The following is a 21,234-nucleotide window of genomic DNA, read 5'->3' on the forward strand; positions in this document are numbered from 1 at the left end:
TTAATAGCTTAGCTACATTTAAAATAGATCATACAGAAATAAAACACACCTTCTTAAAACCATTCAAGCCTGATAACAAATAAAAACAGACAAGCAAAAAAACGGCCGCACTAGGCGACCGTTTTTTAACAAACTCAATAGGAAGGCTATAGCTTAAGCAAATCACCCTCTTCTTCTTTCGCATCATCTTTTTCTGCCGGTAGATCTTTTGGCAATAGTTGCTCCCGGATTTTACCTTCAATTTCGGTTGCTATTTCTGGATTATCAGAAAGGAACTGAGCAGCATTAGCTTTACCCTGCCCAATTTTGCTACCGTTATAGGCATACCAAGCACCAGACTTATCAACAAAGCCTTGCTTAACACCCAAATCAATAATCTCGCCCATGCGGTAAATACCCGCACCATACATAATTTGAAATTCAGTTTGCTTAAATGGCGGCGCGATTTTGTTTTTAACGACTTTCACGCGGGTTTCATTACCCACCACTTCGTCACCTTGCTTAACACTGCCGATACGGCGAATATCAAGACGAACAGAACTATAGAACTTAAGCGCATTACCCCCTGTCGTGGTTTCTGGAGAACCAAACATAACACCGATTTTCATACGGATTTGGTTAATGAAAACAACAAGGCAGTTAGCATTTTTAATTGAGCCAGTAAGCTTACGCATAGCTTGAGAAAGTAAACGCGCTTGTACACCAACCGATGAGCTACCCATTTCGCCTTCAATTTCAGACTTAGGAACCAAAGCAGCAACAGAGTCAACAATCACAACATCAACACTGTTAGAACGTACTAGCATGTCAACGATTTCAAGCGCTTGCTCACCCGTATCAGGCTGAGAGATTAAAAGGTCAGAAATATTTACACCTAATTTTTCAGCATAGCTTGGATCTAGTGCATGCTCGGCATCGATAAAAGCACAGGTTTTACCTTGCTTTTGCGCTTCCGCAATAACACTCAAAGTTAGTGTTGTTTTACCTGAAGATTCTGGACCATAGATTTCGCAAATACGACCGAAAGGTAAACCACCAGCACCCAGAGCAATATCCAAGCCTAGAGAACCAGTAGAAACAGTCTCAATGTCTAATTTCGCACCTTCACCCATCTTCATGATGGCGCCTTTACCAAACTGACGTTCGATTTGTGAGAGCGCTGCGTCTAACGCTTTTTTCTTGCTATCAGCTATAGATGACATGTTTAAAACCTTTCGAATATTTGAGTAATTTTGTTATGCTGAACTCTAACGCTTTTTTTTCAGGACTTCAACAAAACACTGTACAAAAAAACAGTATTTTTATTTAAGCCTTATTTTGCGTCACTTTCTAGCGACAATAGACCTTGAATCGCGTTTAACAAAGTCAGTTCACGCACTGCATTTCGATCCCCTGCAAACTGAAAACGCTGCACTAACGCACTTTTTCCTTGGTTAACCATTTCCTTGGTTAACCAACCGATATAAACCGTCCCCACTGGCTTTTCATCACTGCCACCACCAGGGCCTGCAACCCCACTTACAGCTACACTGACATCAGCACCGTAATTTAGTGCTCCTAAACACATTTGTGCGACCACTTCTTTCGAAACAGCACCAAAATTCTGCAAACTTTGTGCTGTCACCTTAAGCATTCTTTCTTTAGCAAGGTTGTCATAACTAATGAGACCACCAAAAAACCAAGCAGAACTCCCTGCCATTTGCGTACAACTCGCACCAATCATTCCACCAGTACAAGACTCAGCTGTAATTAACATTTGTTTCTGAGAAGAAAGATGCGCTGCTAGCTTTGCAACTAATAACTCAACATCCTGCCCTGTCTCTTTAATTTCCTGCAATTTTCACCTCTCTTTAATGAAGTTTTAGAATGCTAAAACAAGCGCTTAAACCTATTCGTCTTTTGCCGTAGAATAACGCCCTAATTTAAGGATAACAATCGAGCGATTTACACCATGAGTCAAGCGGCAAAAGATAACCACACCCCTATGATGCGTCAATATTTTGGGCTCAAGTCACAACACCCAAATGAACTACTCTTTTATCGCATGGGTGATTTTTATGAAATCTTTTATGACGACGCTAAAAAAGCAGCCCATCTATTAGATATTACGCTTACCTCAAGAGGCCACTCTGGCGGCCAACCTATCCCAATGGCAGGCATCCCATATCACGCTGCAGAGAACTACATTGCTCGATTAGTTCGTATGGGGGAGTCTGTTGTTGTCTGTGAACAAGTCGGAGACCCAGCCACCAGCAAGGGACCAGTTGAACGCCAAATAGCTCGCATAGTGACACCAGGCACCTTAAGTGACGAAGCTTTTCTAGAAGAAAGAAAAGAAAACCTACTCGTTTCCATTGCTTATTTATCTCAAAAACAAGGCGACATTTACGGCTTTTCTTACCTAGACATGGCCAGTGGACGCTTCTCTGTTTTTGAAGTTGAAGGAATAGATGCCTTTGACAGTGAACTACAACGTTTAGCGCCAACAGAAATATTAGTATCTGAAGACTTCCCTAATCGAAATCTTATTACCTTAGAAAAAGGGGTACGTGAATTAGGCCCTTGGCACTTTGACTATGAATCTTGCTATCGCCAATTAATTCAACAGTTCGATACTAAAGACCTAACAGGGTTTGGTTGTGAAGAACTCGGTGCCGCTATTGCTGCTGCCGGAGCACTACTGCAATACGCAAAAGACACACAACGCTCTGCTCTGCCTCATATTCAAGCCATCACACTTGAACACAAGGATGAAAGCGTACAAATAGATGGTGCGACTCGACGTAACCTTGAAATAGATTTAAATCTTTCAGGTAGTACTAGCAACACATTAACTTCTGTACTGGATCGTTGCTCTTCTCCTATGGGCAGCCGACTCTTAAAACGTTGGTTACATCAGCCTAGCCGCAATTTGAATATCATTAATGCCAGACAAGATGCTGTGCAAAGTTTATTAAATCAATACACTTATGATTTGATCAAACCTGAGTTAAAAGAGGTGGGTGATATTGAGCGAATTCTTGCTCGTGTTGCACTTGGTTCAGCAAGACCAAGAGACCTTTTAAGGTTACGTTTTGCTCTTGAAGCGATTCCTAAAATCAAACAGTTAATCTCACCGATTGAAGATGTAAGGTTAAATGAGCTAAACCAACAACTTGCACCGCTTCCAGAATTGACCCAAGAGCTTGCGATTGCCTTGGTTGAGAACCCGCCTTCCGTTGTCCGTGATGGTGGTATTTTTGCCAAAGGGTATGATGGCGAACTAGATGAGTTACAAGCACTGTCAACCAATGCAACTGACTACCTTGCAGAACTTGAACAAAGAGAGAAAGAGCGCACAGGTATCAACTCACTCAAAGTCGGCTTCAATCGTGTTCATGGTTACTATATTGAAATCAGCCGTCTGCATTCAGATCAAGCACCCGTTGATTATGTACGTCGCCAGACATTAAAAAATGCTGAACGCTTTATCACACCTGAGCTTAAGACTTTTGAAGACAAAGCCCTTAGCGCTAAATCCAAAGCATTAGCACGTGAAAAGATGCTTTATGAGAAATTACTTACCACGATTAACCTTGAGTTAATTAGATTACAAACCAGTAGTAATGCGTTATCTGAATTAGATGTCCTGGCTAACTTTGCAGAACGCGCAGAACGCCATAGATATGTTCGACCAACGCTTGCTGACAAACCCGGAATCGAAATCATTGAAGGACGTCACCCAGTCGTTGAGTCAGTAATCACCGAACCCTTTATCCCAAATGACTTAGTCATGCACCCTAAGCGTTCATTATTAATGATTACAGGTCCAAACATGGGTGGTAAATCCACCTATATGAGACAAATTGCGCTTATTACTTTGCTTGCCCACACAGGCTGTTTTGTTCCTGCAGAAGCGGCGAACCTTTCTTTAGTTGACCGTATCTTTACTCGTATGGGTTCCTCTGATGACTTAGCCGGTGGCCGCTCGACCTTCATGGTAGAGATGACAGAAACAGCTAACATACTTAACAATGCCACCCCTAAAAGCCTTGTTCTCATGGATGAGGTTGGTCGTGGAACAAGCACCTTCGATGGTTTATCTTTAGCTTGGTCAGCCGTTGATCATCTAGCTAATCAGGTAAAATGCAATGTGCTATTTGCGACTCACTACTTCGAATTGACTCTTCTTGCGGACGAGCTTAAAAATGCAGCCAATGTCCACCTGACAGCCACTGAGTACGAAGATTCTATTGTCTTCCTGCATAAGGTACATGATGGGGCGGCAAACCAAAGCTATGGTTTACAGGTTGCGCAACTCGCTGGTGTACCAAGAGGTGTCATTCAAGCCGCGAAAGATAAACTAGCCGAGCTGGAAGCCTCCAGTCAGGATACAACAAATTCAGCTAAAACCAGTATTCAAACGCCAAAAGCGCAATATACTCAAGCCGCACAAGAACCAGCACCAATGCAGGCAGATTTGTTTGGTTCCTCCCTAGATCAAGAGGTAAAAGATAAGCTAACAAATATTGATCTAGATGAGACAACACCCAAACAAGCGTTAGATGCGCTATACGAACTAAAAGAACTCATTTAAAAGCCAGCATATAAGTAGATTTAATTAAGGTTAGATATATTTTAAATGGATATCATCTTGCCGCTTAGCTAGCTTAGCAACTAGAATACGAGCAATTTTATTTTAGCGGTAATTTTGCTTACCCACTTGAAGGAGATAGCTTATGGCTTTCGTCGTAACTGATAACTGTATCCGTTGTAAATACACCGACTGTGTAGAAGTTTGCCCAGTAGATTGTTTTTATGAAGGCCCAAACTTTCTTGCCATCAACCCTGACGAATGTATTGACTGTGCACTATGTGAACCAGAATGCCCAGCATCAGCTATTTTCTCAGAAGATGAGTTACCAGAAGATCAAGAACACTTTGTCGAACTAAACGCAGACCTTGCTAACGTTTGGCCTAACATCACAGAAAAGAAAGATGCATTAGAAGATGCAGCAACTTGGGACGGTGTTGAAGATAAGTTAGAACATTTAGAGAAATAGAAATTTAAAGTAAGTCTAAACCATTAGGCTTACTTTTCTCTAGACGAAAAAAAGGCAGCCTATGCTGCCCTATTTTTCACTCACATCCTGTTAAGCGACTCATCCAATGAGCTGAAATTCCTTTTCGTCATCATCCGTGACTATTAATCTTTCCTAGATCCTAACCGACACTCTTTGTCGATTAGCTCAAATCCTTTGACAGACTCCGTTCAACTGATTACTTCCTGTAATCTTTCTCCCATCATCCTCGATACATCCTGTATCTTGCAGTCCTTGCTTCCTTCCCATTCCATGAGTTTCCGTTTGGATGTCTTTAATTTACCACTAAACAGCTAAGATTCAAGTCCTAAGAAATATTAAAGAATCCAGTAAAACCCATTACCTTTCAATAACTTAAATTAAAACTACAGACATTTATTCACAACACCTACAGAACAACAAGATATTTCCTACACAGATGTAGGCGATCTCTTACAAATTCTTCGATTTATTTTTAAGTTTTATTATCAGCTAACCTTGCTCTAATTATTTGCACGTTAAATCAAAGTAAAAACCAGATATAACTTCTTATCAGCGGAGAATACTCAGGCACAAAAAAGGGCAGCTTTAAGCTGCCCTGTTTTCACTCTTATTCCATTAAGTTACTCATCCAATGAGCGGAAATCCATTTCATCATCGTTCGTGATTCAAACCTATCCTGGTTTCTAATTTACATCAATGTAAAATTAGCTATCAAATCCGTTCGATCGATTCCCTTCGACTGACCACAAATCCCTGTGATTGACTTCTAGAAGTCCTCAATACATCCTGTATTCAGCAATCCTTACTTCCGCTTCATTCCATGAGTTTCCCTCTGGATGTCTTTAATGTAACAGTATTCTCACACGTTGCAACATTCTAAAAAGGTTATAAAAATCAGATATTCTCATTATATTTCAACAGGTTATGAATAAATTACAATACAAGAATCACAACACCTACAAAACAAAAAGAAATGGCCTACAAACATGTAGGCCATTTCTCACAAAAAACAGTTTTATTAAAAAGAAAAGCAACTTAAATAGAGCTTAAGAAGTCATCAACCCAAGAAATTGCTTCTAAATAAGTTTCTTTCAGTGTTTCTTGTGGCACAGTTCCCGTTACTTGATGCCCTTTGGAATATTGCTCAATTTGGTTCAAGGTCAGACCTATCTTCCCGCTTCTATTCACTATTGCACTGGCAAGCTCTCCTGGTAATGGTAAAGAAGCCAGAACATCAGGCAAATCCATCCCCATGCACACATCTATCATGGATAACATACCTGCTAAAAAGTATTTATCTTGATTTGCATATCCCATTTTCACTGCAAATAATTCAGCATGCTTTGCTCGAATCAAGACCTGCTGCAGTAGCGCATGTCTATCACCTACCATTTCAGACATAAGTAACAAACTAGTTAATGCTTTTAGCTGTTCCGCACCCACCAGCACAATCGCAAGCTTTACACTGTCTACTGAAGCAATAAGCCCTGTAACAGGCGAATTTAAGTATTTTAAAAGCTTATGAACCAGCCCAACATCTTGGCTCACAATGCGATCTAACTCATCCACCGAAAGCTCATTACTCTTAAGCAACTCAGCCATCAGCTGTAACAAGGTCATGCTATTCACTTTGACCGCTTTGCGCTCTATGGTTTGTGGTTTCTCAAAAAAGTATCCCTGAAAGAAATCCACATCTAGCATGCGACAGAAATTAAATTCGTCCCAAGTTTCCACCTTACAAGCGATAACTTTCACATTGAAGTTTCTAAAGGCTTCTAACTCAGTAATAAAAGCATCTCGTCCTAATGCTTGCAGGTCTAGCTTCACAAAACTTGCAAGCTCTATAAATGGTGTCAACTTGGCTTCAAAGCGCAAATCATCTAACGCGATGTCATACCCTGAATTTTTCCACTTTCTTAAGGAAGCAAGTAAGACGGCATCGAAATTAGAGTTATCTAACACTTCAATCACAACTTGCTCGCGATCTAGCGGTACACCACTTGGGTTTAACAAATAGGTTCTGGGGAAGTTTACAAAGGCCTTACCCGAACCCACCAAGTTGGACATACCTATTTCAAGTAAAGCCGTTGAGACCACTTGTGCCGTCGCACTGACATCATCAAAAATTTCAGCATCCGTTGCCGTACCACTACCACGATACAAAAGCTCGTAACCATAAATAGATTGCTTCGCGTCTAGAATAGGCTGACGGGCAAGCGTAACAAGAGTGTAAATATCGAACCTATTTTCCATAATTCATCTGGCCAAAATAAAGAATACATAGCTAGTGTCGCCCGATTCCCAAGAAATTGCCATTGGGTGTTACAAATAAACTTGGTAACATGCTTAACCTTAAAAGATACAAAAGTACCATGTGGGGTTAACATGCCAGTATATCGTTCAAAAACTACTACCTCCGGCCGTAATATGGCTGGGGCTCGCGCCTTATGGCGTGCCACCGGAATGACAGATGAAGATTTTCATAAACCTATCATTGCGGTAGCCAATTCATTCACTCAATTTGTACCAGGTCATGTCCATTTAAAAGACATGGGACAACTGGTAGCACGTGAAATTGAAAAAGCTGGCGGCGTTGCAAAAGAATTTAATACCATTGCTGTGGACGATGGTATTGCTATGGGTCATGACGGCATGCTTTACAGCTTACCTTCTCGCGACTTAATTGCAGATTCTGTTGAGTACATGGTTAATGCCCATTGTGCTGATGCGCTAGTCTGTATTTCAAACTGTGACAAAATCACACCCGGCATGTTAATGGCTGCAATGCGCCTTGATATTCCCGTTATTTTTGTGTCAGGCGGTCCAATGGAAGCGGGTAAAACCAAGCTTTCAGAACACAAATTAGACCTTGTTGATGCTATGGTTATCGCTGTGGACGATAACGCAACAGATGAACAAGTTGCTGAATACGAGCGCTCTGCTTGTCCTACCTGTGGTTCTTGTTCAGGTATGTTTACAGCAAACTCAATGAATTGCTTGACCGAAGCAATGGGCTTAAGCCTGCCTGGTAATGGCACCATGCTAGCCACTCATGCAGATCGTAAAGGACTATTCTTAGAAGCCGGTCGACGCATCGTTGATATTACTAAGCGCTTTTACGAGCAAGATGAAGCTCATTGGTCACCAAGAGCTATCGCTTCTTACGAAGCATTTGAAAACTGTATGACACTTGATATTGCTATGGGTGGATCATCCAACACCATCTTACATTTATTGGCCATTGCTCATGAAGCAGGTGTGGATTTTACGATGGAAGACATCGATCGTTTATCTCGTAAAATCCCTCAATTCTGTAAAGTGGCACCTAACTCACCTAAATACCACATTGAAGACGTGCATAGAGCAGGCGGTATTTTTGGTATTTTGGGTGAAATTGACCGTGCAGGTTTACTACATAACCAAGTACACACGGTACATGCACCAACTATGACAGAAGCCCTAGAAAACTGGGATATTATGCGTAAGCCAACGCCAGAAGTCATGGAGTTCTATAAAGCAGGCCCTGCTGGTATTCCAACACAGACAGCATTTAGCCAAGCAACACGCTGGCCTTCTGTTGATGGGGACCGTGAAAGTGGTTGTATTCGAAATATAGAAAATGCCTATTCCTTAGAAGGCGGCCTTGCAGTCCTAACAGGTAACATAGCGCTTAACGGTTGTATCGTTAAAAGCGCTGGGGTTGATGAGTCTTGCTTAGTATTTGAAGGTCCAGTTCACATCACAGAGTCTCAAGATGAAGCTGTCAGCAATATCCTAGCAGACGAAGTCAAAGCGGGTGATGTTGTGATCGTTCGTTACGAAGGACCTCGTGGTGGCCCAGGCATGCAAGAAATGCTTTATCCAACCTCTTACATTAAGTCTAAAGGTCTAGGTAAAGCCTGTGCACTACTAACTGACGGCCGCTTCTCTGGTGGTACATCAGGCCTATCTATTGGCCACGTATCGCCAGAAGCAGCATCAGGTGGCGCAATTGGCTTGGTTAAAAACGGTGACATAATTCGCATCGATATCCCTAACCGTTCTATCAATGTTCTACTGTCTGATGAAGAGCTTGCTGAACGTCGAGCAGCAATGGAAGCCAAGGGTACAAACGCTTGGAAACCTGAAAAAGTAAGGCCTCGTAAAGTAACACCTGCTTTGAAAGTCTATGCTCACTTTGCAACCAGCGCAGATAAAGGTGCTGTACGTAATCTTGATTTGTTAGATGGCGAATCAATGTAGCTAAATCTATCTGGATGGTTTTTATCTAAAAGCCATCCATTTAGTTCAAGGCACAGAGAATAAACCAACACTATTAGGAGACTAATTGTGTTGGTGACTATCGCTACTGGCTATTTCTCAATAAAATAGCGTATCAGTAGACACCAAGGCCGTGGGGTGATCCCACGGCCTTTTTATTTAGAGAGCCATTATGCTTAGCTATCGCCATATTTATCATGCAGGCAATCATGCCGACATTTTGAAACACCTTGTTGTGAGCCAAATTTGCCATCATTTAACCGCGAAAGAATCACCTTTCTTTTATCTTGATACTCATGCTGGGATTGGCCAATACGCATTAGACTCTCAGCAAGCCCAAATGAACAAAGAGTTCAAGACAGGGATCTCGCAGTTACTTGAGCTTAAAAAACCACCAGAAAGCATTAAGCGTTTTCTGAAAATTGTTAAAGACATGAACCCAACGACCAACCTTAAACTATATCCAGGCAGCCCTAAGGTCGTTGAAGCCTATACCCGTCAAAAAGATAAGATGCACCTGTGCGAGTTACACCCAAAAGATTATCCAACCTTAGCCGCTTTGTTTCCGAACAAACGTCGCGCCAATGTTGAGAAAGGTAATGGGTTCGCGGCAGTTAAAGCCATGCTTCCACCACCACAAAAACGTGGACTGGTACTGATGGATCCCCCTTACGAGGTCAAAGAAGATTATAAGACTGTAGTAAAGGCTCTAGTTGATGGCCATCAACGTTTTTCTCATGGCACTTATGCTATCTGGTACCCAGTGCTTTCACGAAAACAAGCAGATGGACTAATCAATGCCGTACAAAGAACAAAAATTCGTAATACACTTTTGCTTGAATTGAATATCCGTGATGATAACGCAGATAAAGGCATGAATGGCAGCGGCATGATAATCGTTAATCCACCATGGAAACTGGAAAGCGAAGCGCAAGAGTTTTTACCTGTCTTGAAGGCGCTTTTGCAAGAAGACAGCAAATCAAGTTTTCAGCTTCGCTGGATAACACCAGAATAATAATCAACAAGTGTTAACACAAATGGCGTAGACTTGATAAAAAGTTTACCGTAAAACCAAAAAGGCATTAGTCTTAATAAATATGACTAATGCTATTCAGGGACAGGTTAGTTGCAACCTAAAATAAAAGTGGAGTAGAAAATGTCAGCCAATAACCGTTTTTTTCAAAATGCCTTTAAGCTCATGCCCACATCTGCTTTTATTTTGCATAAAATCAGTGGCGACATTCTCGAACACAACCAAGCTTTTGAAGATGTTTTCAACAAACAAGAGCATGACTTACCCACTAACTGGCTCAGTCTGAGCCAAAACACTCAAACAAAAGCTCAGTGGCAAAGCTTTAGCCAAACGATGCAAAGCGACAAAGCAGCCCGTTGCTGTGACACCCTATTATTGGGTGAGAAAGAAATAAAATCAGAATTACACTTCCAAGAGCTAGATGAAGAGCACTTTCTTGTTTGTTTATACAGCGCTGAACATCTAGACCTTGCTAGCGCTGAAAACTCATTATTAAAACTCGCCTTGTCAGAATCCTCATCAGGACTTTGGGTATGGGATATAGAAACCGATGCAGTAGAGTGTTCTGAGTCATTATGTGATTTGATCGGCTGTTCAGTTCAATCCAGCCCCAAATCGACAGCCACTTGGCATTGCTTGGTACACCCTGAAGATCTAGCGAACCTTAAGCAAATAGTCGAACAGCATATTGCGGATGCCAGTAAAAACTACGAAGCCAGCTATCGTATTTTACAAGGCAATGGTAATTATCTTTGGGTCAAAGAAAGAGGCCTGATTTATGCCGTCAACAGTGATAACAGTATCGCTAAGACGGTCGGCTTTATCGAAGATATAAGCTCTCAGAAGAAGCTAGAGAAGCATTTACGCCGACAAGCAACCTTTGATGACTTAACAGGACTACTTACCCACAGCGCGGCAACCACACACTTTAAGAAGCAACTAGGCCTAGCGAAACGCCAGTACACACCTTTAACCATGGTAAAAATCAATCTAAATGCTGACGGTGCACTTAGCCAGCTCATTTATGAAGAAAAAAACCAGATTATAAAAATGGCAGCTAAAGACCTTTATCGAAATATTCGTGAGGGAGATATTTTAGCCAGGGTCGCTTCTGATAAATTATTATTACTGCTGCCTAATACTAACGTCAAAGATGCTAAGCAAATGTTGGATGAAGCCATAAATTCTGTCCATAGCCTGAATTTCACTAAGAAAGATGGTGATTCACATGCTCTCTCTATCTGCGCTGGGGTAGCAACCTTCCCCGAAGACGGAGAAACGATTGAAGAACTAGCAGAGAGTGCTAACAATGCGGTTGAAGCTTATGCCAATGACGACACTATTTTAGAGTTAAAATAGTACTAGAGATAAAATTTAGAAATAAAAAATGCACTTAAAAGTGCATTTTTTATTTGGAAAGAAAATAAATCTAATCTAAGTCTTTCGCTTGATAAATACTGAAACGGTAGTCATAAGGATTATGGCCAGATGCTTCAAAATCTTCATGACCAACTTCATCATACAAAGACCAATCAAGTTCTGGAAAATAAGCATCACCCTCAACATCAGCCAATACATGAGTAATGTATAAACGATCAGCTTCCACTAAGGCCTGCTTGTAAATTTCAGCACCACCAATCACCATCACTTCTTCATGCCCTTCAACCAAGGCAATGCTTTCACCTAATTCAACCGCTTGCTCTAACGATGTCACAACATCTATCGCATCATTCTCACCGACACCTGTATAATCAGCTTGTCTGGTAATCACAATATTACGACGACCAGGCAATGGCTTACCTATAGACTCATAGGTTTTACGCCCCATAATAATGGGCTTACCCATGGTCACTTTCTTGAAGTACTTAAGGTCATTCGGTAAGTGCCAAGGCAGGCTATTATTAATGCCAATGACATTGTTTTGTGCCATAGCAACAATTAAGGACAACATTCATTTACCTCACTTATTCAGGGTAATATTTAAATCGCAATAGGCGCAGGAATATGAGGCTCTGGGTCATAATCTAGGATCTCAAAGTCTTCAAACTTATAATCAAAAATAGACTCAGGCTTCCTGTGAATTTTCAGCTTAGGCAATGCCTTAGGTGTACGCTGAACTTGAATTTTAGCCTGCTCAATATGATTGCTATATAAATGACAATCACCAATTGAAATCACTATTTCACCCACTTCCATATCACATTGCTGCGCAATCATATGCGTCAAAAACGCCAAAGAAGCAGTGTTATAAGGATTACCTAAAAACAAGTCGTTACTACGAATATATAACGAAGCACTTAGCTTGTTATCACAGACATAAAATTGATAAAGCACATGACAAGGTGGTAACGCCATTCGACCTTCAGCCGCATTCACATCAGGGGCTTTAGATTCATCAGGTAAACAAGCAACATTCCAACCATTAATAATATGTCGACGGCTATTAGGGTTGCTTTTCAAGCCTTTAATTAGTTCCGTAACCTGATCATATTCCTGTCCATCATGGCCTTTCCAAGAACGCCATTGTGCACCATAAACAGGGCCGAGCTCGCCTTCTTTTGTTGCCCACTCATCCCAGATAGTCACGCCATTTTCTGACAGATACTGAATGTTTGTTTCGCCTTTTAAAAACCATAGAAGCTCATGCAAGATACTACGTATATGCAGCTTTTTAGTGGTTAATAAAGGAAAACCTTCTGCTAAGTCGTAACGAACTTGACGGCCAAAAACGCTATAGGTACCTGTGCCAGTGCGGTCACCCTTAAATTGCCCATTTTCGAGGACGTCATTAAGAAGTTGAATATAAGGAAGCATATTTATTACCTATGTTTTGATCTTTTATGCGGCGCATCATATAGGGGCTAGAAGCCCCTTTCAACGCTTATTTTTTTGCTGCTAAAGGCTGACTGATTTGCTGTTTTTGTAAGCTATAAATAATCAAAGCTAAGCCAGCCAGTAGCATGGGTATTGAAAGTAGTTGTCCTTGCGTTAACCAACCAAAGGCGATGTAACCAATATGAGAGTCAGGTTCGCGGAAGAACTCAACTAGAATTCTAAATAAGCCATAAAAGGCTAGAAAACTTGCTGAAACAAAGTAGCGCGGTTTAGGTGTCCGAGAAATTAGCCAAAGTATAGAGAAAAGCAAAACACCTTCTAAAGCAAATTGGTATAACTGAGAAGGGTGTCTAGCAAGCTGAAGAGGATCTGTAGGGAAAATCATCGCCCAAGAAACATCAGTCTGGCGTCCCCATAATTCGCCACCAATAAAGTTACCTAATCGACCAGTCCCTAAACCAATAGGGACTAACGGCGCAAGAAAGTCCATAACATCCACAAAGTGTTTATTGTACTTACGCGCAAAAAGTATCATAGCGAGAATAACGCCAATCAAACCACCATGGAATGACATGCCCCCTTCCCATACACGTAAAATACTTAAAGGTTCGGCTAATAGTCGGTCAAACTGATAGAAAAAAGCATAACCAATACGTCCGCCAAGGATAACTCCCATAGCGCCGTAAAAAATCATGTCACTGACTTGTTCTTGACTCCAAGCGCCAGCGGAGTGCTTAGCTCGGTAATTTCCTAATAAGTAAGCGCCAGCAAAACCTATAAGATACATAATGCCGTACCAATGCACAGCAAGGGGTCCAATTTCAATTGCAACAGGATCAATATTTGGATAGTCGATCATAAATTATCTACTTAATAACGAGCGTTTTAGGTTAATTTTGTGTTCTGGATAAGAGCCTTAATCAAGAATTAGGTTCACTAACATCATGACTCATCTTAATTATTTGCTAGATTTACTCTTACTTGGACGCACTAAACGCTCAATATTTGCTTCTCTCATTAGTCGGTTCATTGTCTGCACGACAGCATCGGCATGTGCTAAGCCAATTACTTGCTCAAGCATGAGCTGAGCCTGTTCTTCTGTGATATTTCGAATCACAGCTTTGACTTTAGGCAAACTGGTCGCACTCATGGAAAGAATGTCATACCCCATCGCCATCAATAAAATAGCTCCCATTGGGTCACCAGCCATCTCGCCACAGACACTTAAACTAATAGATTCATGTTGAGCTTCTATTACAATATTAAGTAATGCTCTTAAAACAGCCGGGTGAAAACTATTATATAAATCCGCCACTCTTGGATTATTACGGTCGACTGCCAACAAGTATTGGGTTAAATCATTACTACCCACCGACATAAAGTCCACCAAAGAAGCAAGTTGCTTAACTTGGTAAACTGCGGCAGGCACTTCGATCATAACCCCCACTTCGGGCATTTTTACATCATAACCTTCTTCTTTTATTTCAGCGTAAGCACGACGAACTAAAGCTAAAGCATCTTCAACTTCCGCTACATTCGAAATCATAGGTAATAAAATTTTAAGATTATGTAAACCCGCGCTGGCTTTGATCATGGCACGAATTTGCGCCAAGAAAATTTCTAAATGGTCTAAGGTGACACGGATACCACGCCAACCTAAAAATGGGTTTTCTTCTTTAATAGGAAAATAAGGTAACGCCTTATCCCCACCAATATCCAAGGTACGCACAGTGACTGGCGCAGGGGCAAAACCTTCAAGTTGCTGGCGGTAAATAGCAACCTGCTCTGCTTCTGTCGGAAAGCGTTCTCGCACCATAAATGGCACTTCCGTACGGTAAAGGCCGATGCCTTCTGCTCCACGGTCCAATGAACGCCAGATATCAGCCGATAAACCTGTGTTAACAAATAAAGATAAGCGGTGACCATCACAGGTCTCACAAGGTAAATCTTTAAGAGTAAGGTATTCTTCTTCTAGTGCTTTTTCTTCATCAACAATTTGCTGGAAGCTTTCTATCAGATGATCAGACGGATAGGTAAAAACCTGACCTTGATAACCATCGATAATCATATCGACATTTTCAAGTTGGGTGTAAGGCAGATCCAAAGCCCCCATTACTGTGGGTATTCCCATGGCACGGGCTAAAATCGCCACATGTGAGTTACCTGACCCCATGACAGAAACTAAACCCTTAATCTTATCAAGCGGCACTTCCCCTAGCATGGAAGCTGTTAACTCTTCACCAACAATAATGGCTGATTCGCTAAAACGATCAGCAAGATTTGGAGCATTTTCCTGTAAGTGCGACAGAATGCGTCGCCCTAGATCACGTAAGTCAGAGGCCCTTTCTCTTAAGTAAGGATCATCCATACGATCAAAGTGGGAAATATGAAATTGGATAACTTCACGCAAAGCACCCTGAGCCCAATTACCCGCTCGAATCTTTTGCTCAATTTCATAAGCTAGCGCATTGTCGTCCAACATTTTCAAATAAACATCAAACAGGGCTTTTTCGTCACTGGAAAGGTGTTTTGAAAGCCTGTTCCCTGCTTTTTTAATGTCTTTTCGAACCGCTAATAACGCCGCGTTAAAAGCGCTTAACTCAGCCTCAATGTTATCAATTTTACGATCAGGGATAACATTAAGGTCCGCTGGCGGATATACCACTATTGCCTTAGCTATAGCGACACCAGAGCTACCTGCGATCCCTTTATATCTAAGATCGCCTTCAGGCTTAGCATTTGAGTTTAAACTCGTCATAGCGCCTGTCGCTTCAGCATGAGCAATAACCCCTGCTAATTGAGCCGACAAGGTAATTAAGAAAGCTTCTTCACCTTCATCAAAACGGCGCTTATCTTCGTGCTGTACCACCAATACACCAAGTACTTGGCGATGGTGAATAATAGGAACCCCTAAGAAGGATTGATAACGCTCTTCACCCGTACCTTTCAAATAATGAAATGACGGATGGGAGTGAGCATCTTCTAAGTTAACCGGTTCAGCACGGCGACCGACTAAACTAACAAGACCTTCATCAGGTTTAAGACTTGCTTGTCCGGCGACTTCGGAGTTCAATCCGCGAGTCGCCATCAAGATATAATCTTGGGAGTTAGGATCAACTAGATAAATAGAACAAACTTCGGCACGCATAGCGCGTCGTACACGACGGACAATGATGTCCAGTGCAGCTGGCAGCGACTGAGCCGCTGTTACTTCCTGTGTAATACGTCTGAGCAAACCTAGCATAGCTTTCCTTACAAGCAAAAATCCGTTAGGCCACGGATTTGTCGAGTTTCTTTAACCTTTTATGGGCATTAGGAATCAGTTCTTTTAGCGCCCGTCGGTACACATCTTTTTTAAATGCGACAACTTGCCCTAAAGGATACCAATAACTTACCCAACGCCAACCGTCGAACTCTGGACAGTCTGCCGAATCAACACATACACAGGCATCAGCACAGCGTATGGATAACAAATACCACTTTTGTTTCTGGCCGATACAAAGCGGCTTACTATTGTGCCTCAACATACGTTTTGGCAAACGGTAACGTAACCAACCTCGGGTTTTCCCGATGATTTCTACTTGATGAGGCTCTAACCCCACCTCTTCTTTGAGTTCACGAAAAAGCGCCTCTTCTGGCGTTTCATCATGCTTAATTCCACCTTGTGGAAACTGCCAAGCATTTTGCCCAATTCGTCGAGCCCATAGAAGTTGGCCACGCTCGTTCATCAGTATGATGCCCACATTCGGTCTATATCCGTCCGCATCAATCACGAGCTATTACCTTTTAAAATCGTTCTTTCGAAAGTTAAAATAAATTACGCCATTGTTCCATATTTCCCCCTTCTTCACAAATCGAACCGCTGTTAATTATTCTCATGGAGGGTATACTTTCAGGCAAAATCATGTATTAAGGAAGTCCTGTGACACTGGCAATTTTTGATCTAGACGGCACCCTACTCTCGGGTGATAGTGACTACAATTGGGGGCAGTTTTTAGTAGAAGAAGGCATAGTAGATGCTGATAAATACAAAACAGCCAATGATAAATTCTATCAAGACTACCTTTCTGGCGGCCTTGATATTCATGAATACTTAGCCTTTAGTTTAGCGCCATTGACTCAATTCAATCAGGCTCAACTTGACGATCTACATAGCAAGTTCATGGCTAAGAAGATCATGCCCATGATGCAAGACAAAGCGCTAAACCTGATTAAAGAGCATAAAGAAAAAGGCCATTTCTTAATGATTATCACGGCTACCAACGAGTTTGTAACAGGCCCGATCAGTCAATATTTTGGTATGGATCACCTTATTGCACCTATGCCAGAAATCAAAGAAGGTCGCTATACAGGTAAAGTAACAGGGATTCCAAGTTTTCAGGAAGGCAAGGTCACGCGATTAAATGCTTGGCTTGAAGAAACGGGCCACACATTAGAAGGCAGCTATTTTTATAGTGACTCTCATAATGACCTGCCTTTGCTTGAACTGGTTAGCCAGCCTATTGTTGTCGATGGTGATGACAAACTTAGTCAGCTTGCTGAGCAAAGAAACTGGCAACACATTTCATTACGAGATTAATCTCAACGACACAAAAAAAGGCAGCCTAAGCTGCCTTTTTTATAGAATAACACTCGCTATTAAAGTCCCATATTATTATGGATACGGTAGAAAAGTGCTTTTAGGTATTCTGTTTCTTCAATCGATGCATGCACAGGATGATCTGGCGCTTGAGTACCGCGATAAATAAGCTGAGAGAAACGCTCTAAAGAACGTGAATTACTGCGAACAATCTCATGTAACTTCTCTTCTTTTAAATGCATTGAGCAAGATGCGGTAACCAAGGTGCCACCTTTTGCAACTAAACGCATAGCCAATTGGTTTGCTCTATAATAAGCACTCTCACCTGACTTAGTATCTTTACGACGTGTGATAAAGGCTGGCGGATCTATCACAACCACATCAAACCTTTGCTTATCATCAATTAGAGATTGCATAGACTCAAAAGCATCTCCTTGCATCAGGTTTGCATTGCCTTCGTACTGGTTCATCGTCAAATTGCTTTCTACATGACCTAATGCTTTTTCAGAAGCATCAATAAAGGTCACATCAGTCGCACCAGCAGATGCAGCCTGTACCCCCCAGCCACCAACATAAGAGAAAACATCTAATACGCGCTTGCCTGGGCTAAAGGTTTGTAGGGTTTTGCGGTTCTCTCTGTGATCATAAAACCAACCTGTTTTTTGACCATCCCAAACAGGTGCTTCAAACAAGACTTCGTTTTCTTGTAAGTAAACGACTTCTGGTACAGTACCAAAGGCTTCTTCTACATATGAGTTTAGGCCTTCCACATCACGCATCTTGCCATCATTTTTCATCAGGATAGCAGAAGGCTTAATCACCTCTTGCAGTGCTGTCACTATCTCTTCTTTAATGCGTTCCATACCAGCTGTCGAAATCTGTACTACTAAAATATCAGCAAAACGATCCACAACTAGGCCTGATAGGCCATCAGAGTCACCAAAAACAAGACGATAATAAGGCGCAGGATAAACAGACTCTCGCAATGACAAAGCAATTTTTAAGCGATGCACAACAAGGGATTTATCCATTGGAGATTTAAGGTCGCGACTAATCAGACGGCCACAAATCAAGGTGTTTGGATTAATCATAGCAATACCTAATGGTTTACCATTAGCCGCTTCGACTACCACCTGATCACCAGCTGAGAACTGTTTCAGAGGAGTAGCATCTGTATTTACTTCATTACTGTAAATCCATTGATGGCCTGCTCTTAAACGTCTGTCTGCTTGGCCTTTTAGTCGTATTACACTCAAAATAATCATCCACGAAAGAGAAAAAAGCATTATAATTACTGGGCTAGATTTTGCTATGATTTTGCGGCATTCTAATCGTTTTCATACGATTAATTTTCTATTATTCTTTATTGTGCCCATTTTATAGCGTTTTCACACTGACATTTTCCAGTTAATTTTATCGAGTAGTCATGTCTTCCGACCTAAGCACAGACCAGTTAAAACGTGTACTCCAAGGCATCACCATACCACCACAACCCCAGGTGATGGTTGATCTTCATATGGAACAAGCCATGCCCGAGCCCGACATGGATAGAATCGCCCAAATTATTTCACAAGATGTTGGCCTTTCTGCTGCTATGTTGAAGTTCGTTAACTCAGCGTTTTTTGGTTTACAAAGAAAAATCACCTCTATCAAACAAGCCGTTATGATGCTTGGTATCAATAGCGTAGCGAATATCATCAATGCACTTGCAGTTAAAAGTGAGCTGTCAGATGACTCAATCGCCTCATTACACAGCTTTTGGGACAATGCCATGGATGTGGCTGCCGTTTGCTCAAGTATCGCCAAACAAATTGGTTTTAAATACCAAGATGAATGTTACGCATTAGGCCTATTTCATAACGCTGGCATCCCCCTTATGATGCAGCGCTTTAAAGGCTATCAGCCGATTCTTGAAGAAGGTTATAGTGACCCAGACTTCCAACTGACTAACTTAGAAAACAAACATTTTAAAACCAACCACTCAGTCATTGGCTATTACCTTGCCAAATCTTGGGGTTTACCAAAGACCTGCTCTCATGTTATAGCCCACCAACACAGACTTGAAAAACTCTTTGGCGAGCGTATTGCTGGCGATACAAAAACGCTAACCTTCGCTTCTATCTTAAAAATGGCGGAGCATATTTGCAGTACTTATAAATTAGTAGGTAATGCTCAATTTGACCATGAGTGGGAGAAAGTCGGTCATTACTGCCTAGAACATTTAGAATTAACTCAATATGACTTTGAAGGGATTGTTGAAGTTTGCCACGAACAAGGTGTCGGGGTCAGCTAGCCTAAACTTCGTTAAACAATTAAAAAAGGAAGCTAAAGAGCTTCCTTTTTTGCTTTTTGGACATTTGAAATCAGATTAAGACTCTCTTGGAAATAACACCAAATGATCTAAGTTAACGGATAAACCGATCGACTGACCAACACAATGATTATGGTGAGACGATGCAAAGCAATATACAACCTTACCTGACGATAAACGTACTCGATATAAAAAGTGAGAGCCTCTAAACCATTTACTGATTATCTCCCCCATAAACGCACTATCATCATCATGCAGGATATCATCAGGGCGAATAAGAAGATCAATTTCTTCATCGGCTTTAAAGCCGTGGTCTGTTTTGCCTTTAATTTCGCCTAAGTCAGAAACCACACAGTTTGGCCCACAGACTTTAGAAGGTAACAGATCTCCATGACCAATAAAGCTCGCAACAAATCTAGTCGCTGGTTTATGATAAATTTGATAAGCCGTATCTAACTGGTGAATTTGCCCTTCACTCATGACAGCGATCTGATCAGCCATAGAAAACGCTTCCATCTGGTCATGAGAGACCAAAATCGCACTCATTTTTTCAGCTAAAAGAATTGCCCTTACATCAGGCACTAACTCCTCTCTTAACTTGGCGTCTAGCCCCGAAAAAGGCTCATCCATTAATAAGAGTTTAGGCTTAGGAGCCATAGCACGAGCTAGTGCAATTCGTTGTTGTTGACCACCCGACAGAGAACTTGGGTACCTAGTTTCAAACCCACTTAAACCGACTAATTTTAATAAATGCTCTGTGCGTTGTTGACGCTCTGACTTTGTCCAATGCTGAATACCAAACTCAATATTTTGGCTAATGGTTAAGTGTGGAAATAAAGCCACATCTTGAAACACCATGCCAATATTTCGCTGCTCAGGGTTAACCAAAGATCCAGGTTTAGATAATATCTTACCATCTAATTCGATCGCTCCGGCTGAGACTTGTTCAAAGCCAGCTATGGCTCTTAATAAAGTTGACTTACCACAGCCACTTGGACCCAACAAACAGCCAATTTGCCCAGCGACTAACTTAAAGTTAACGCCTTGAATAATGGCCTTATCATCATAAGAAACAGATACATTCTTAATATCTAGATCTGTCAACATATGAGCAGGTGGTAATGAAGTCATATCTCTCACTTAAAACGTACTC

The 21,234-nt window shown here is 41.5% G+C and carries 17 protein-coding genes; 7 read left to right on the forward strand and 10 right to left on the reverse strand.

The window, feature by feature from the left end:
• Nucleotides 1-146 precede the first annotated feature (146 nt).
• Both recA and Q0A08_RS13335 read right to left on the reverse strand, forming a co-directional pair.
• Nucleotides 147-1,202 carry a recombinase RecA gene (gene recA / locus Q0A08_RS13330; protein WP_438462026.1) on the reverse strand — a complete coding sequence of 352 codons (1,056 nt, stop codon included), beginning with the start codon at nucleotides 1,200-1,202 and terminating at the stop codon, nucleotides 147-149.
• 110 nt (nucleotides 1,203-1,312) lie between these two features.
• A complete protein-coding gene (locus Q0A08_RS13335; RefSeq protein WP_438462027.1) occupies nucleotides 1,313-1,837 on the reverse strand; it encodes a CinA family protein in 525 nt (174 codons plus the stop codon).
• Nucleotides 1,838-1,951: 114 nt separating this feature from the next.
• On the opposite strand from Q0A08_RS13335, the gene mutS reads away from it, so the two are divergent.
• Together mutS and fdxA are read left to right on the forward strand one after the other, a co-directional pair.
• On the forward strand, nucleotides 1,952-4,576 hold the full coding sequence (gene mutS, locus Q0A08_RS13340; protein ID WP_438462028.1) for a DNA mismatch repair protein MutS: 2,625 nt from the start codon (nucleotides 1,952-1,954) through the stop codon (nucleotides 4,574-4,576).
• 142 nt (nucleotides 4,577-4,718) lie between these two features.
• On the forward strand, nucleotides 4,719-5,042 hold the full coding sequence (fdxA, locus tag Q0A08_RS13345; protein WP_063337897.1) for a ferredoxin FdxA: 324 nt from the start codon (nucleotides 4,719-4,721) through the stop codon (nucleotides 5,040-5,042).
• A 1,056-nt stretch (nucleotides 5,043-6,098) separates the two neighbouring features.
• Here fdxA and Q0A08_RS13350 read toward each other — a convergent pair.
• Nucleotides 6,099-7,316, reverse strand: a complete 1,218-nt coding sequence (locus Q0A08_RS13350) for an EAL and HDOD domain-containing protein (protein WP_438462029.1) — start codon at nucleotides 7,314-7,316, stop codon at nucleotides 6,099-6,101.
• A 132-nt stretch (nucleotides 7,317-7,448) separates the two neighbouring features.
• On the opposite strand from Q0A08_RS13350, the gene ilvD reads away from it, so the two are divergent.
• From ilvD to Q0A08_RS13365, 3 genes are all read left to right on the forward strand, one after another.
• Nucleotides 7,449-9,305 carry a dihydroxy-acid dehydratase gene (ilvD, locus tag Q0A08_RS13355; protein WP_438462030.1) on the forward strand — a complete coding sequence of 619 codons (1,857 nt, stop codon included), beginning with the start codon at nucleotides 7,449-7,451 and terminating at the stop codon, nucleotides 9,303-9,305.
• 190 nt (nucleotides 9,306-9,495) lie between these two features.
• Nucleotides 9,496-10,338 (forward strand): 23S rRNA (adenine(2030)-N(6))-methyltransferase RlmJ, encoded by an 843-nt coding sequence (locus Q0A08_RS13360; RefSeq protein WP_438462031.1) that lies wholly within the window; start codon nucleotides 9,496-9,498, stop codon nucleotides 10,336-10,338.
• Nucleotides 10,339-10,479: 141 nt separating this feature from the next.
• Nucleotides 10,480-11,715: a PAS domain-containing protein gene (locus Q0A08_RS13365; protein WP_438462032.1), complete on the forward strand. Its 1,236-nt coding sequence runs from the start codon at nucleotides 10,480-10,482 to the stop codon at nucleotides 11,713-11,715.
• A 70-nt stretch (nucleotides 11,716-11,785) separates the two neighbouring features.
• Here Q0A08_RS13365 and Q0A08_RS13370 read toward each other — a convergent pair whose 3' ends face one another.
• From Q0A08_RS13370 to Q0A08_RS13390, 5 genes are all read right to left on the reverse strand, one after another.
• A complete protein-coding gene (locus Q0A08_RS13370; RefSeq protein WP_438462033.1) occupies nucleotides 11,786-12,307 on the reverse strand; it encodes a dihydrofolate reductase in 522 nt (173 codons plus the stop codon).
• A gap of 29 nt (nucleotides 12,308-12,336) precedes the next feature.
• Nucleotides 12,337-13,170: a thymidylate synthase gene (locus Q0A08_RS13375; RefSeq protein ID WP_438462034.1), complete on the reverse strand. Its 834-nt coding sequence runs from the start codon at nucleotides 13,168-13,170 to the stop codon at nucleotides 12,337-12,339.
• A 67-nt stretch (nucleotides 13,171-13,237) separates the two neighbouring features.
• On the reverse strand, nucleotides 13,238-14,050 hold the full coding sequence (gene lgt, locus Q0A08_RS13380) for a prolipoprotein diacylglyceryl transferase (protein WP_438462035.1): 813 nt from the start codon (nucleotides 14,048-14,050) through the stop codon (nucleotides 13,238-13,240).
• Nucleotides 14,051-14,149: 99 nt separating this feature from the next.
• Nucleotides 14,150-16,435, reverse strand: coding sequence for a phosphoenolpyruvate--protein phosphotransferase (gene ptsP, locus Q0A08_RS13385; protein WP_438462036.1), 2,286 nt, complete (start codon nucleotides 16,433-16,435; stop codon nucleotides 14,150-14,152).
• 25 nt (nucleotides 16,436-16,460) lie between these two features.
• The gene (locus Q0A08_RS13390) at nucleotides 16,461-16,964 is read right to left on the reverse strand and encodes an RNA pyrophosphohydrolase (protein WP_036181759.1); all 504 of its coding nucleotides are present in this window, start codon (nucleotides 16,962-16,964) and stop codon (nucleotides 16,461-16,463) included.
• 149 nt (nucleotides 16,965-17,113) lie between these two features.
• Here Q0A08_RS13390 and Q0A08_RS13395 point away from each other — a divergent pair, with 149 nt between their 5' ends.
• Entirely contained in the window at nucleotides 17,114-17,770 is a 657-nt protein-coding gene (locus Q0A08_RS13395; protein WP_438462037.1) for an HAD family hydrolase, read from the forward strand.
• A gap of 59 nt (nucleotides 17,771-17,829) precedes the next feature.
• On the opposite strand, the gene Q0A08_RS13400 is transcribed toward Q0A08_RS13395, so the two are convergent.
• Nucleotides 17,830-19,035 carry a class I SAM-dependent rRNA methyltransferase gene (locus Q0A08_RS13400; protein ID WP_438467639.1) on the reverse strand — a complete coding sequence of 402 codons (1,206 nt, stop codon included), beginning with the start codon at nucleotides 19,033-19,035 and terminating at the stop codon, nucleotides 17,830-17,832.
• 161 nt (nucleotides 19,036-19,196) lie between these two features.
• On the opposite strand from Q0A08_RS13400, the gene Q0A08_RS13405 reads away from it, so the two are divergent.
• A complete protein-coding gene (locus Q0A08_RS13405; RefSeq protein WP_438462038.1) occupies nucleotides 19,197-20,063 on the forward strand; it encodes an HDOD domain-containing protein in 867 nt (288 codons plus the stop codon).
• Between the two features lie 75 nt (nucleotides 20,064-20,138).
• Here Q0A08_RS13405 and Q0A08_RS13410 read toward each other — a convergent pair whose 3' ends face one another.
• Complete coding sequence (locus Q0A08_RS13410; protein WP_438462039.1) at nucleotides 20,139-21,212, reverse strand: ABC transporter ATP-binding protein; 1,074 nt, start codon at nucleotides 21,210-21,212, stop codon at nucleotides 20,139-20,141.
• Between the last annotated feature and the right edge of the window lie 22 nt (nucleotides 21,213-21,234).

It is taken from the genome of Marinomonas sp. PE14-40 (assembly GCF_051623805.1).
Taxonomy (GTDB): domain Bacteria; phylum Pseudomonadota; class Gammaproteobacteria; order Pseudomonadales; family Marinomonadaceae; genus Marinomonas.

Bases quoted from the DNA above. Each gene is read 5' to 3' on its own strand.
- Q0A08_RS13350 (WP_438462029.1), bottom strand. From the start codon at position 7,316: ATGGAAAATAGGTTCGATATTTACACTCTTGTTACGCTTGCCCGTCAG.
- Q0A08_RS13365 (WP_438462032.1), top strand. From the start codon at position 10,480: ATGTCAGCCAATAACCGTTTTTTTCAAAATGCCTTTAAGCTCATGCCC.
- lgt (WP_438462035.1), bottom strand. From the start codon at position 14,050: ATGATCGACTATCCAAATATTGATCCTGTTGCAATTGAAATTGGACCC.
- ilvD (WP_438462030.1), top strand. From the start codon at position 7,449: ATGCCAGTATATCGTTCAAAAACTACTACCTCCGGCCGTAATATGGCT.
- Q0A08_RS13360 (WP_438462031.1), top strand. From the start codon at position 9,496: ATGCTTAGCTATCGCCATATTTATCATGCAGGCAATCATGCCGACATT.
- Q0A08_RS13370 (WP_438462033.1), bottom strand. From the start codon at position 12,307: ATGTTGTCCTTAATTGTTGCTATGGCACAAAACAATGTCATTGGCATT.
- mutS (WP_438462028.1), top strand. From the start codon at position 1,952: ATGAGTCAAGCGGCAAAAGATAACCACACCCCTATGATGCGTCAATAT.
- Q0A08_RS13405 (WP_438462038.1), top strand. From the start codon at position 19,197: ATGTCTTCCGACCTAAGCACAGACCAGTTAAAACGTGTACTCCAAGGC.
- recA (WP_438462026.1), bottom strand. From the start codon at position 1,202: ATGTCATCTATAGCTGATAGCAAGAAAAAAGCGTTAGACGCAGCGCTC.
- Q0A08_RS13400 (WP_438467639.1), bottom strand. From the start codon at position 19,035: ATGATTATTTTGAGTGTAATACGACTAAAAGGCCAAGCAGACAGACGT.
- Q0A08_RS13410 (WP_438462039.1), bottom strand. From the start codon at position 21,212: ATGACTTCATTACCACCTGCTCATATGTTGACAGATCTAGATATTAAG.
- fdxA (WP_063337897.1), top strand. From the start codon at position 4,719: ATGGCTTTCGTCGTAACTGATAACTGTATCCGTTGTAAATACACCGAC.
- Q0A08_RS13375 (WP_438462034.1), bottom strand. From the start codon at position 13,170: ATGCTTCCTTATATTCAACTTCTTAATGACGTCCTCGAAAATGGGCAA.
- ptsP (WP_438462036.1), bottom strand. From the start codon at position 16,435: ATGCTAGGTTTGCTCAGACGTATTACACAGGAAGTAACAGCGGCTCAG.